The sequence below is a fragment of the Methylosinus sp. genome, assembly GCF_036560965.1.
In the GTDB taxonomy this organism is placed as follows: Bacteria; Pseudomonadota; Alphaproteobacteria; order Rhizobiales; family Beijerinckiaceae; genus Methylosinus.
The window spans coordinates 20895-33706 of the sequence record NZ_DATBQF010000070.1 but is presented as its reverse complement, the minus strand read 5'-3'; the positions used below and the strand labels follow the sequence as shown (position 1 = coordinate 33706).

At 65.8% G+C, this 12812-nt stretch carries 12 protein-coding genes; 4 read left to right on the top strand and 8 right to left on the bottom strand.

Features of this window, described 5'->3' with window-relative positions; all coding sequences use genetic code 11:
• Window positions 1-28: 28 nt before the first annotated feature.
• The 3 genes from bcsA to VIF40_RS18470 all read right to left on the bottom strand — a co-directional run bounded on the left by bcsA (window position 29) and on the right by VIF40_RS18470 (window position 4279).
• On the bottom strand, window positions 29-2335 hold the full coding sequence (bcsA, locus tag VIF40_RS18480) for a UDP-forming cellulose synthase catalytic subunit (protein WP_331938988.1): 2307 nt from the start codon (window positions 2333-2335) through the stop codon (window positions 29-31).
• Window positions 2336-2396: 61 nt separating this feature from the next.
• Window positions 2397-3206 (bottom strand): cellulose biosynthesis protein BcsS, encoded by an 810-nt coding sequence (bcsS, locus tag VIF40_RS18475; RefSeq protein ID WP_331938987.1) that lies wholly within the window; start codon window positions 3204-3206, stop codon window positions 2397-2399.
• Window positions 3207-3481: 275 nt separating this feature from the next.
• Entirely contained in the window at window positions 3482-4279 is a 798-nt protein-coding gene (locus VIF40_RS18470; protein ID WP_331938986.1) for an alpha/beta hydrolase, read from the bottom strand.
• A 179-nt stretch (window positions 4280-4458) separates the two neighbouring features.
• Here VIF40_RS18470 and VIF40_RS18465 point away from each other — a divergent pair, with 179 nt between their 5' ends.
• Window positions 4459-5667 carry a glycosyltransferase family 4 protein gene (locus tag VIF40_RS18465; RefSeq protein ID WP_331938985.1) on the top strand — a complete coding sequence of 403 codons (1209 nt, stop codon included), beginning with the start codon at window positions 4459-4461 and terminating at the stop codon, window positions 5665-5667.
• 119 nt (window positions 5668-5786) lie between these two features.
• Window positions 5787-7199, top strand: a complete 1413-nt coding sequence (gene lpdA / locus VIF40_RS18460) for a dihydrolipoyl dehydrogenase (RefSeq protein WP_331938984.1) — start codon at window positions 5787-5789, stop codon at window positions 7197-7199.
• A gap of 158 nt (window positions 7200-7357) precedes the next feature.
• On the opposite strand, the gene VIF40_RS18455 is transcribed toward lpdA, so the two are convergent.
• A complete protein-coding gene (locus VIF40_RS18455) occupies window positions 7358-7627 on the bottom strand; it encodes an usg protein (protein ID WP_331938983.1) in 270 nt (89 codons plus the stop codon).
• A gap of 226 nt (window positions 7628-7853) precedes the next feature.
• Here VIF40_RS18455 and VIF40_RS18450 point away from each other — a divergent pair, with 226 nt between their 5' ends.
• Complete coding sequence (locus VIF40_RS18450; protein WP_331938982.1) at window positions 7854-8414, top strand: hypothetical protein; 561 nt, start codon at window positions 7854-7856, stop codon at window positions 8412-8414.
• 21 nt (window positions 8415-8435) lie between these two features.
• On the opposite strand, the gene VIF40_RS18445 is transcribed toward VIF40_RS18450, so the two are convergent.
• The 3 genes from VIF40_RS18445 to VIF40_RS18435 all read right to left on the bottom strand — a co-directional run bounded on the left by VIF40_RS18445 (window position 8436) and on the right by VIF40_RS18435 (window position 10173).
• Window positions 8436-8570 carry a hypothetical protein gene (locus tag VIF40_RS18445; protein ID WP_331938981.1) on the bottom strand — a complete coding sequence of 45 codons (135 nt, stop codon included), beginning with the start codon at window positions 8568-8570 and terminating at the stop codon, window positions 8436-8438.
• 228 nt (window positions 8571-8798) lie between these two features.
• Complete coding sequence (locus VIF40_RS18440; RefSeq protein ID WP_331938980.1) at window positions 8799-9794, bottom strand: tyrosine recombinase XerC; 996 nt, start codon at window positions 9792-9794, stop codon at window positions 8799-8801.
• Between the two features lie 52 nt (window positions 9795-9846).
• Window positions 9847-10173, bottom strand: a complete 327-nt coding sequence (locus tag VIF40_RS18435) for a DUF1476 domain-containing protein (protein ID WP_331938979.1) — start codon at window positions 10171-10173, stop codon at window positions 9847-9849.
• 299 nt (window positions 10174-10472) lie between these two features.
• On the opposite strand from VIF40_RS18435, the gene purC reads away from it, so the two are divergent.
• The gene (purC, locus tag VIF40_RS18430; protein ID WP_018267133.1) at window positions 10473-11267 is read left to right on the top strand and encodes a phosphoribosylaminoimidazolesuccinocarboxamide synthase; all 795 of its coding nucleotides are present in this window, start codon (window positions 10473-10475) and stop codon (window positions 11265-11267) included.
• A 228-nt stretch (window positions 11268-11495) separates the two neighbouring features.
• On the opposite strand, the gene hemA is transcribed toward purC, so the two are convergent.
• Window positions 11496-12782 carry a 5-aminolevulinate synthase gene (gene hemA, locus VIF40_RS18425; protein WP_331938978.1) on the bottom strand — a complete coding sequence of 429 codons (1287 nt, stop codon included), beginning with the start codon at window positions 12780-12782 and terminating at the stop codon, window positions 11496-11498.
• Window positions 12783-12812: the final 30 nt, after the last annotated feature.

Genomic DNA, 12812 nt, shown 5'->3' with positions numbered 1-12812 from the left:
TTTCGAGTATGTCTTGCGAGCGAAAGGATCAGACGTTTTCATCGGCGGCGGAGCGCTTGCGCTCTATGGCGAGCGACGCTTTCTCCTGCGCCGGGGTTCTCGCCTGCGCCGGCGGTCGCAGACGCGGCTGGCGACGGCCGAAGAGCGTGGAGAGATCGGCGAAGGGCGGCGGCTCGCGCAGCGTGGGGTCGCCGGCGCGTGGGCGCAGATAGGCCAAGGCGCGCAAAGGCTCGATCGCGCCCCACCAGAGAAACTGCACCGTGCCGGCGATTATGCCCTTGTGCTTGCGGCGCGCGGCCTGGAAGCGCTCGAGCGCCGTCGCGTCGCCATACATGAGATCGGCGAGCGCGAGATAATCCTGCGGCTGCGAAAAGGCGAAAGCGGCCCAGCGGCGTCCGTCCGGCGCGATGCTCACGATGCGCGCGGAAAGGCTCGGACGGCGCGCGGCGTCGACGCAGGAGTCGATGAACAGACGTCCCTCCGCGACCTTTGCGACGGCGAGCGCCTGCGCGTCGGCCTCGGTCGCGGCGCGCAGACGGCAGCCGCCGGCAGAGACCTCCTCTATGGCGACGCGAATATGCTGCTCGCCCAACGCCAGCGCGCCGCGCCGCTCTACGGCGAGACGCGGATGCGTCTCGCGGCGACGGCGCTCCGCCACGGCGCCGAGCGCGACGCCGGCGGTGACGAGATTGAACGCGTTCCACAGCCCGACGAAGAACATCAGCTGGCGCACGCCGGGCTCGGCGATGCAGCGATAGACGGCGACGGCGGCGCCGAGCGCGAGCAATCCATAGAGGGCGAAGAAGGGCCAGGCGAATTCGGAGAGACGGTCCTGCGTCTGCGCCGAGCCTTTGGTCGTCACCGCGAAGGAAGGGCTGCGCGGCCGCAGAACGACGGAGACGATCGCCTTGGCCAGGAACACGCCCTGGCAATATTCATAGAGTTCCGACACCCAGGGCCAGCGCACCTTGCCGAACAGATAATTCTGCAGCATCGCATTCACGACGACATAGGTCGCGGTATAGGCGATCGCCTCTTCTATGTTGGAGACGAAGATCTTCACATCGAAGAGGATGAAGGCGAGCGGCGCCAGCATGAAGACGAGACGCGGGAAGGGAAAGAGCCAGAACGCCATGCTCGACAGATAGCCGAGCCGCTGCAAGGGCTCGAGGCCGCGCTTCAGCAGCGGATTGCGCAGCAGGAAAATCTGCAGCATGCCCTGGCACCAGCGCACGCGCTGGCCGATGAAGGAGGCGAAGCTCTCCGGCTGCAATCCGGCGACGAGCGGCTTGTCGACATAGACGCTCGTCCAGCCGCGCGCATGCAGCTCCAGCGCCGTCTCGCAATCCTCGGTGACGGAGACGCCGGAGAAGCCGTCGGTCTCGTCCAGCGCGGCGCGGCGCAGCAGCGCGGCCGAGCCGCAGAAAAAAGCGGCGTTCCATTTGTCGAGCCCGCGCTGCGTGATGCCGTAGAACATCTCGTTCTCGGACGGCATGCGGCGGAAGGTGCGCAGATTCTGCTCGATCGGATCGGGATTGAGGAAGACATGCGGCGTCTGCACCAGAAACAGCCGATCGTCCTCGAAGAAATAGCCGATCGTCTCACGCAGGAAGGAGCGGAACGGCGCGTGATCGGCGTCAAGCACGACGACGATGTCGCCGGAGACATGCGCCAGCGCGGCGTTGAGATTGCCGGCCTTGGCGTGCTCATTGCGCTCTCTGGTGAGATAATAGCAGCCGAGCGCGGCGCAGAGCTCCTGCAGAGCGGCGCGGCGCGCGCAAGCCCGCTCGGCGATCTGCGGATCGAGATGCGCGCATTTTTGATCCGTGCCGCCGTCGTCGAGCAGGAAGACATTCAGCCGATCGGCGGGGTAATCCATGGATTTCGCCGCGGCGAGAGTCGTCGCGAGAATGGCGGCGTCCTCGTCATAGCTCGGCACCAGCACGTCGACGACAGGCAGCGCCTCGTCCTCGATTTGCGGCGGCGGCTCGCGCGTCAGCGGCTCGGCGTTGACGATGAGCGTGAGGAACAGCATCGTCACGCAATAGAGCTCGGCGGCGAGCAATATGGAGCCGCAAGTCAGTCCGACCGGATCGGACAGCGGCGGCAGCGTGGAGGTGATGCGCCAGTAGACATAGCGCAGCACCACGAATAGCGCGAGCGCGATGAACAGCTGGCGCGATTCGGGGCCGCGCGCGAATTTCCACAGCGCCGCCAGCAGGAAGATGACGGCGAGGCTGGCGACGAGCTGCGCCTGCACGCTGACCGGCTGCGTGGCGAGAGCGACGGCGGCGGCGCCGAACAGGAGAAAAGCGAGAAAACGCAAGGTCGACATGGCGACGCCTTCGAAAAAAAGGATGGATGAAATCGGCCGGCCGGAAAAATCGGCCGTCTTATCAGAAAGCGATATGCGTATCGAGAATTCCATAGGCGCCGCTGCCGCGCACGCGATCGCGCAGATAGCCGCTGGAGAGACCGATCTGCAGCGCGCCGAATTTCAATCCGGTGATATGCGCGCCGGCGCGCCATTGCGCGAAATAATCGTCGCCGAGCGCCAGCGCCTCCGGGCCGACATAGACATAATCGGCGAGCTCGACGCCGAACTTCAGCCGTGTGTAGTAGGAATTGTGAACCGTCGAATAATAGGCGATGAGCGCCAGCATGGTGGAGTCGGTCGGCCGCGTGAAGGCCTCGACGCCGACCTTCGCGCCGACGGAGACGCCACGCACCTGATTGCCCGGATCGAACGGCGACAGGCTGTGATTCATCACATCCGGGCCGACATAGACGGCGACGCCGCCCTGATTGGAGACGACCTCGTAGCCGACCATGAAGGAGCCGTCCTCGAGCGTTCCATGCACGCGGCCAAAGCCGGAATTGCTGGGAATGAAAGCGGCGCCGACGGGGATATAGACGGGGAGATCGCTCGCGTCATAAGCGTATTTGCCGATGACCGTCGAGACGCGAATGCGCGGTCCGCTCTCGGCGATCGAGCCGAACGGCGCGATCTTGCCGATGGCGGCGCCGGCGATGGAGCTGCGCGACGTGCCATCGACCGAAAGATCGATGGAGACCGTCGGCTGAGGCGAGGCGGGAGGAGGCGGCGTCTCCTCCGCCGGAGCGCCCGTATACCAATCGGCGGCCCGAGCCGTCGACCACATTGCCGCGCACAACGCCAGCGGCATCGCCGTTTTCGAGAGCATCATGACTCTTCATTCCCCGGCCCGATGGAGTGACGCGCGCGGGACTATCCGCGATGACATTCGCGTCTCTCGATCAAGAGCGCCTGACATGGCGCTTCCTTAAGAAGGGAGGTTAATCGGACAATCTTTATTGAATCCTTTAGCGCACTGGAAAGCAGATGTTATGCTTAACACACGGTACGGCAGCGCTCTACTTGAAATAGCGAAGCTTATGCCAATATAGCAGAGCTCGACCTGCTACGGCAGAGCTTCACCTATATCGCGAGCATTCGCGCGACTTAGCCGAGCGCCTCGATCGTCGCCGTGAGATGGGCGAGGTCCGTCTCGCGCGACAGGCGATGGTCGCCTTCCATCACCAGCGTCAGCACGACGGGGTCGCTCGCCAGACAATCCATGAGCCGCAGCGCATGCGCGTAAGGCACATCCTCGTCACGCATTCCCTGCATTATATGCACGGGCGCATCGACGCGAATAAGCGCGCCGAGCATGAGATGTGCGCGGCCTTCCTCGATCAGTCCGCGCGTGATCGGAGTCGGCTCCGGCGCATAGGGCGAGGGACGCAGCCATGCTCCCTCTTCGAGAATCGCGCGGCGAACGTCTTCGTCGGCGTTCTTCCACAGGAGCTCCTCGGTGAAATCGACAGCGGGCGCGATCAGCACGAGACCGTGCGAGCGACGGCCCGCTTCCGCGAGGCGGCGCGCCATCAGCAGAGCGAGCCAGCCGCCCATGGAGCTGCCGACGAGAATCTGCGGACCGCGGGTCGAAGCGTCGAAGACGGCGAGGCTCTGCGCGAGCCAATCGCCGATCGTCCCATCCGCGAATCGTCCGCTCGATTCGCCGTGACCCGAATAGTCGAAGCGCAGGAAAGCGCGGCCCTCGCGCTCCGCCCAGGCGTCGAGATGAGAGGCCTTGGCGCCCAGCATGTCGGATTTGAAACCGCCGAGCAGCATGACGCCGGGACGCTCCGCCCCCGCCCCACGGGCGGCGCGAAACCGGCGGGCGATGCGCCAGGGCTCCCGCCCCGCGAGGGCGAGATCGACGAAGCTGAGCCCTTCCTCGACGCCGTCCACAGCCATCCCATCCCCCGCCGCGCGGGCGCGCCGATGCGCCAATGAAAAAAAATTCCTCGCCTGCTCAATAACATGGTCCGATCTAGGGACCAAAGGGGCCATATTGCCGGCCCATTTCTGAGGCGAAGAAGGCCCCCCGCCACTCGACCAAGACGACGATCTCGTTTACTGGGCAGATCGGCTCCATGCTAGACAATTTCCACGCTTTCCCCTCGACCAGCCGCCCGCTCGCGGGTCGGACGATTCTACAGATCGTGCCCGATCTCCAGTCCGGCGGCGCCGAACGCACGACGATCGACATCGCCGATGCGCTGCATATGGCCGGCGCGCGCGCGCTCGTCGCCTCCGAGGGCGGCCGCATGGTCAGCGAGCTGCAGGCCAAGGGCGGGGTGTGGCTGCCCTTCCCCGCCGCGACGAAGAATCCGCTGGCGATGGCGCTGAACTCGCTGCGCCTCGCCCGCATCTTGCGCGAGGAGGCGGTCGATATCGTCCATGCGCGCTCGCGGGCCTGCGCCTGGGTCGGCCATTACGCCGCACGCCGAGCGGGCGCGCGCTTCGTCACCACTTTCCACAGCATCTATGGCGGCTCCTCGCCGATCAAGCAGCGCTACAATTCCATCATGGCGGCGGGCGATCTCGTGATCGCCAACTCGCATTTCACCGCTCGCCATGTCGCCGCGCTCTATCCGCAGGCGACGCAGCGCATCGTCGTGATCGCGCGCGGGGTCGATCTGCGCGCCTTCTCGCCCTCCGCCGTCGAGCCGGCGCGTGTCGAGCGCGTGCGCGCGTCATGGGGCGTGGCGCGGCATGAGCGCGTCGTGCTGCTGCCGGCGCGGCTCTCGGCGCGCAAAGGCCATCTCGTGCTCGTCGACGCGGCGAAGCAGCTGGTCGGCGAGGGCCTCTGCGACGTGCGCTTCGTCTGCGTCGGCGATGCGCCCAACGCAGCCTTTCGCGCCGATGTCGAAGCCCATATCGCGCGCGCCGGACTCGCCGGAATCATGTGCGCGCCCGGCTATTGCGCCGACATGCCGGCCGCCTATCTCGCCGCCGCCGTGGCGGTCGCGCCCTCGACGACGCCGGAAGCCTTCGGCCGCATCGCCATAGAGGCGCAGGCGATGGGGGCTCCGGTCATCGTCTCCGATCTCGGCGCGGCGGTGGAAACCGTGCTCGCGCCGCCGCAGGTCGACGCCGCCGATGCGACCGGATGGCGCGCGCCGGCGGGCGACGCCGTCGCGCTGGCGCGGGCGATTCGCGAGGCGCTGGAGCTGCGCCCCTCCGCGCGGGAGGGGCTGACGACGCGCGCGCGGCTGCATGCGCAGACGCATTTTTCGGTCGAGCGCATGTGCGGCGCGACGCTCGACGCCTATGAGCGCCTGCTCACGGCAGGCGCATGACGCGCGGCTCTCGAGCAGATGCGGAAGAAATGTTTCGACCTCGAGCCTGCGAAGCGGATATTCTCCTTCCATAAAAGATATCTAGCGGTCGATCGCGGCGCAACAAAAGGAGTTGGCGGATGGCATATGATCTCATCGTCATCGGCACGGGGCCGGGCGGCTATGTCTGCGCAATCCGTGCGGCGCAGCTCGGCCTCAAGACCGCCGTCGTCGAGAAGCGCTCGACCCATGGCGGCACCTGCGGCAATGTCGGCTGCATCCCCTCCAAGGCGCTGCTGCACGCCTCGCATATGTTCGACGAGGCGAGCCACGGCCTCGCCGATCTCGGCGTGATCGTCGATCCGCCGCGCCTCGATCTGAAGACGATGATGAAGCACAAGGCCGACACTGTCGCCGCCAATGTCGGCGGCGTGGCCTTTCTGTTCAAGAAGAACAACATCGATTCCTATCACGGCGTCGGCCGCATTCTTGGCGCCGGGCGCGTCGAGGTGGTCGGCGAGAATGGCGCGACGCAAATTCTCGAATCGCAATATATCGTGATCGCGACCGGCTCGGCGGCGGCGCCGCTGCGCGACGTCGACGGCAAGGAGATCGCCTTCGACGAGAAGACGATTTTGTCGTCGACCGGGGCGCTGGAGCTCGATGCGGCGCCCAAGCATCTCGTCGTCGTGGGCGCGGGGGTCATCGGCCTCGAGCTCGGCTCGGTCTGGCGGCGGCTCGGCGCGCAGGTGACGGTCATCGAATATCTCGACCGCATCTTGCCCGGCGCCGACGCGGAGATCGCGACCCGCTTCCAGAAGCTTCTGGAGAAGCAGGGCTTCGCCTTCCATCTCGCCGCCAAGGTCACCAAGATCGACAAGACCGCCGAAGGCGTCTCGGTGGCCTACGCCTCCACCAAGGGCGGCGGCGGCACCCCCATCGCCGCCGACGCCGTGCTCATCGCCACGGGGCGCATTCCCTATACGGCCGGCCTCGGCCTCGAGGAGATCGGCGTCGCCACCGAGCGCGGCCGCGTCGTCGTCGACGAGCATTTTCGCGCCAATGTGCCGGGGATTTTCGCGATCGGCGACGTCGTGCGCGGCGCCATGCTGGCCCATAAGGCCGAGGAGGAGGGCGTCGCCGTGGCGGAAATCCTCGCCGGCCAGTCGGGACATGTGAATTACGGGGTCATTCCCTCGGTGGTCTACACGATGCCCGAGATCGCCTGGGTCGGCATGACCGAGGAGGACGCCAAATCGGCCGGCGTCGCCTATAATGTGGGCAAATTCCCCTTTTCCGCCAATGGCCGCGCGCGCGCCAACCGGCAGACGGACGGCTTCGTCAAAGTGCTGGCCGACGCCGCCACCGACCGCGTGATCGGCGTGCATATTCTGGGCTCGGACGCCGGCGAATTGATCGCCGAGGCCGGCGTGCTGATGGAGTTCTCCGGCGCGGCGGAGGATTTGGCCCGCACCTGCCATGCGCATCCGACCTTGTCGGAGGCGATCAAGGAAGCGGCGCTCGGCGTCGCCAAGCGCTCCATCCATTTGTGACATGCTCGCAGATCCAATTCCCTCATCCCGAGGCGCTTTTCGCGGAACGCAAAAAGCCTCGAAGGATGCTCCGGAAGGCGGCGCGGCGCGCCCTTCGAGACGCCCGCTGCGGGGGCTCCTCAGGGTGAGGGGACTGGAAGTGTTTCGCGCTGCGAATCTCAGTGCATCCGGAATTCCTCGCCGACCAGCGAGATTTCCGCCGGGCGGATGAGCCCGCTATGCGCCACCTGCACGGAATGGAGCCGTCCATCGAGGCTCTTCTGCCAGAAATCCAGGAATTTGCGCAAATGCGGAAATTCGGGTTGCAGATCATAGTCCTGCCAGATGTAGGACTGCATGATCGCGGGATGATCGGGCAGACGGTAGAAAATATTGGCCGTCGTCAGCCCATAGCCTTCGAGCATGCGGCGAAATTCGCGCGACGCCATGTGACGCCTCCTCCTCGATCGCGTGAGAACGATGGTTCGACAGCGATCAAGATGCAAGACGAATGCCGAATAAACTTTTAAAAACAATATGCTAGCAGCAGGCGCCAGTGAGTGCTGACGGCGGCGCGTGACATTTGCGCGACGAACGCCCATCTAGGGCTGACGCGACGCCGCGCGGCTGTTGCGCCTCACGCGCCCGAATCGGAGACGAACGCCAATGGAATCGATGAAGCAGCGCCTCGCGCGCGCCTTCTGGTTCAGCCTCGCGGTGCTGTTCCTCGTCGAGAGCTGGCTGTGGGACCATGTGAAATTATGGCTCCTGCGGCTCGCGAGCGCTTTGGGGGTGAAGGAGCTCGAGACGCGGCTGCGCGCCTTCATCGCCGGCCTCTCGCCGGCCGCGACGCTCGCCGTCTTCGCCCTTCCGGCGATCACGATTCTGCCGTTGAAGCTGCTGGCGGTAGCGGCCATCGCCCATGGCCATGTGATCGCCGGGCTGGGCGTGATCCTCGCCGCCAAGACGCTGGCGCTCGGCGTCACGTCCTTCCTCTTCGACGCGAGCCGCGAGAAGCTGCTGCAGATCGGCTGGTTCGCCGAGCTCTACGCGACCGTGCTGCGCGTCAGCCGCTGGGCGCATGAGCGCGTCGAGCCGTTCAAGCGACAGATTCGGGAGGCGATGGATTTCGTGAAAGCGCAGCTCGCTCGCGCGCTCGGCGAGGACGGCCGCTCGACTTTCGCGCGCAAGCTCTCCTTGTTGCGCGCCCTCGTCCGCCGCCGCGGCGCGGCGTGACGAGGCGGTCCGCTCCGCCGCTCAGCGGCAGAGCGCATAGCCGAGACAGGCGTCGGCCGAAGCCGCCTGTCCCGAGGTGACGATGATCCACACGCCATAGGCGAAAGCCATGACGAGAAACACTCCGAGCAGCGATAGCCTCGGCGTCTGACCCATTTTCCCCTCCACCGATCGCCGGCGCTCGTCCCCTCAACGGACGCCGTCAACCTGCCCGAGCCGGAAAATCAAAGGCGTGCGGGATCGCACGAAGCGACAAAACCAGCGGGCTCGCAAGGCAGGCTCGCAAGGAAAGGAAGGGCGCGGCCGCGAAAAGGCGAGACCTCGCCGAAGATCAAAATTTCGGCAAGGGAGCGCTTGACGAGATCGATTGAATTCTAAGTAAAATCAAGTCGATTTGGCGGGATGGCGGGCGCCGCGCGGATGCGCCGAGCGCCAGGCCTCGAGCAGGCGCTCCTTGTCGACGGCGGCGTAGATCTGCGTCGTCGACAAGGAGGCGTGGCCGAGCAGCTCCTGTATGCTGCGCAGATCGCCGCCGCGCCCCAGGAGATGGGTGGCGAAAGAATGCCGCAGCGCATGGGGCGTGGCGCTGTCGGGCAGGCCCAGCGCGCCGCGCATGCGCTCCACGGCGAGCTGCAATATGCGCGGCGACAGCGGCCCCCCGCGCGCGCCGACGAACAGCGGGCCGCCGGCCAGCGCATAGGGACACAGCGAAATATAGTCCTCGATCGCGCGGCGAACCGGCTCGATGACCGGGACGACGCGGGTTTTGCCGCCCTTGCCGGCGATGGAGACGCGATCGACGGCGCCGATGGGCGCGCGGTCGCGCTCGATCGACAGCGCCTCGGAGATGCGCAATCCCGCGCCATAGAGCAGCGCCAGAGCGGCGGCGTCGCGGGCGAGGACCCAGGGCTCGCGCGCCTCCCCGGCCCGGGTTTTGGCGTCGGTCAGGTCGCGCGCGTCGGCGACGCTCAGCGCCTTGGGCAGGCTGTGCGGCTTTTTGGGCGCGTGGACGGCGCCGAAGACATCGGTCTTGGCGAGGCCTTTTTTCTCGAGGAAGCGCAGCAGCGAGCGCACGGCGGCCAGCGCCCGCAGCAGCGAGCGATTCTCGAGCCCCTCCATCCGGCGCCGCGCCATGAAGGCGCGTATGTCGGCCGGGGCGAGCGCGCTCAATGTGGCGGCGTCGGCCGGCGCGCCGCGATGCTCGGCGAGAAAGGCGAGAAAAAACCGGGCGTCGCGCGCATAGGCGTCGAGCGTGTGGCGGGAGGAGCGCCTTTCGCCCGCCAGATGGTCGAGCCAGGCCAGAGCCTGCGACGCGACATCGGGCGCCGCCAAAAAGGCGGCGCCCGATCTTTTGCTTGCGGCTCTTGGGGAATCGCGCATGGCGATAAGTGGTGACGCGCGCGGATAAAGGAAGGGTAAACCGCGCCGGCCGTCAGGCTGGGCCCTGCTTCAGCTCGGCTTTCGCCGTCTCCAGCAATTCGTCGAGCGTGCGACGCAGCTGATGGTCGGACTGGTCGACGCCGGCCGCGCCGAAATCGCCCCTCACCGCATCCAGGACCCGCTCCTCGGCATTGGCGGAAGCCTCCGCGGCGACCAGCGCCTCGGCGTAGGCCTCGGCCTCCGGCCCGGTCTTGCCGAGCTTTTCCGCCGCCCACAGGCCGAACAGCCGGTTGCGCCGCGCCTCGGCGCGGAACTGGAGCTCCTGCTCATGGACGTAGCGCTTCTCGAAAGATTCTTCCCGGTTGTCGAATGTGCTCATGCAACCCTCGGATGTTTTGTCGGCCCGCGCTGATCAGGCGCGATCGGGATGTAGGCGATTCGATCTAAAAACCAATGACATTGGCCATTTAACGAAAATTTCAGTCAAGTTGTGTCCGCCCCTCGATTCGGTTAGTCTCGCATCGCGGGTTGTAACGGCCGCTGGAACAGGATACGACCCAGTTCCATCCGCGGCCGTTGCGAACGCCGCTTCGGACCGACGTCCCTCTACCCGAGCTCGCGCTCTGGCCGGGGCGGCGATCGTTTCCGGAGCCGAACCGAGGAGCCACGGGCCCGTCAATGGATTTTCTCAAGCCCCGGTTGATCCCGATGAACCGCCGCCGCCGCATCTACGAAGGCAAGGCCAAGGTCCTCTACGAGGGCCCGGAGCCCGGGACGTTGATCCAGCATTTCAAGGACGACGCCACCGCGTTCAACGCCAAGAAGCACGAAGTCATCGACGGGAAGGGCGTCCTCAACAATCGCATCTCGGAATTCGTTTTCCAGCATCTGAACGACATCGGCGTGCCGACGCATTTCATCCGCAGGTTGAACATGCGCGAGCAGCTGATTCGCGAGGTGGAGATCGTTCCGCTCGAGATCGTGGTGCGCAATGTCGCCGCCGGCTCGCTGTCCAAGCGCCTCGGCATGGAGGAAGGCACGCAGCTGCCGCGCTCCATCATCGAGTTCTATTACAAGAACGACGCGCTCGACGACCCGATGGTCTCGGAAGAGCACATCACCGCCTTCGGCTGGGCGAGCCCGCAGGAGATCGACGACATCATGGCCTTGGCCATTCGCGTCAATGATTTCCTCTCCGGCCTCTTCCTCGGCGTCGGCATCCGTCTCGTGGACTTCAAGATGGAATGCGGGCGGCTGTGGGAAGGCGACATGATGCGCATCGTCGTCGCCGACGAGATTTCTCCCGACTCCTGCCGTTTGTGGGACATCAAGTCCAACGACAAGCTGGACAAGGATCGCTTCCGCCGCGACATGGGCGGCCTCGTCGAGGCCTATACCGAAGTGGCGCGTCGTCTCGGCATTCTGCAAGAGAACGAGACGCCTCGGCCGAGCCAGCCCAAGCTGGTGCAGTAAAAAAACCGCATCAATCGAGCGCGCTTCCTTCTCCCACTCGTGGGAGAAGGTGGCCCCGCGAAGCGGGGTCGGATGAGGGCGGCTGCGGTTTCCGGGGACGATGAAGGTTTCAGTGCGCAAGGGCGCGGACCCTCATCCGACCCTCGCTGACGCGAGGGCCACCTTCTCCCGCAGGCGGGAGAAGGGGACGCGAAGCTGTTTAAATCCTCGAGCCCGAGTCGCTACCGCTCACTGCGCGGCGAGCTTGATCTCGGGATAGGTACAGCGCTCGCGGCTCTCCGCATCGACATGGAGATGCTGCGGCGGCTCCACAAAAGCGATGCCCAGCGTGTGCCACACATCGACCACCGACTCGACCAGAGCGACGATATGCTCCGGCGTGTGGCGCGGCGTCGGCGTGATGCGCAGACGCTCCGATCCGCGCGCGACGGTCGGATAGTTGATCGGCTGGATATAAATGTCGTGGCGCTCGAGCAGCATGTCGCTCGCCGCCTTGCACAATTCGGCGTCGCGCACCATCACCGGCACGATATGCGAGCCATTCTCCAGCACCGGCAGGCCGGCGGCGGCCAGCGCATGCTTGGTGATATGCGAGGCGCGCTGATGGGCGGCGCGCAGATCGGAGCGCGCTTTCAGGAAGCGAACGGCGGCCGTCGCCGCGGCGGCGATGGCCGGCGGCAGAGCCGTGGTGAAAATGAAGGAGGCGGCATAGCTGCGAATCGCATCGATGACGACGCGGTCGCCGGCGATATAGCCGCCCAACGTGCCGAAACCCTTGGCCAGCGTGCCCTCGATGACGTCGATGCGATGCATGACGCCCTCGCGCTCGCAGATTCCGCCGCCGCGCGCGCCATACATGCCGACGGCATGGACCTCGTCGATATAGGTCATCGCGCCATAGCGCTCGGCGAGCGCCGCGATCTCGGCGACCGGCGCGATATTGCCATTCATCGAGTAGAGGCTCTCGAAGACGATGAGCTTGGGCCGATTTCCGGCCTCGACGAGCAGCTCCTCGAGATGGGCGAGATCATTGTGGCGGAAAATCTTGCGCTCGGCGCGCGAGCGTCTCACGCCCTCGATCATCGAATTGTGATTGGAGGCGTCCGAGAGGATCACGCAATCGGGCAGTAGATCGGCGATCGTCGAAATGGCCGCGAGATTGGAGATCCAGCCCGAGGTGAAGACGAGCGCCGCCTCCTTGCCATGGAGATCGGCGAGCTCGCTCTCGAGCTCCACGATCGCATGGCTGGTGCCGGAGATGTTGCGCGTGCCGCCGGCGCCCGCGCCGACGCGCGTGGCGGTGTCGACCATCGCGGCGATCACCTCGGGGTTCTGGCCCATGCCGAGATAATCATTCGAGCACCACACCGTCACCTCGCGGGTGGAGCCGTCGTCGCGATGCCAGACCGCCTGTGGGAAGGTTTCGACACAGCGTTCGAGATGGGCGAAGACCCGGTACCGACGTTCCTCCTGGAGACGAGTGACCGCCGTCTCGAAAAAGCGCCGATAGTCCATGTGACGACCCTTTATGCCGCTATAGGGAGA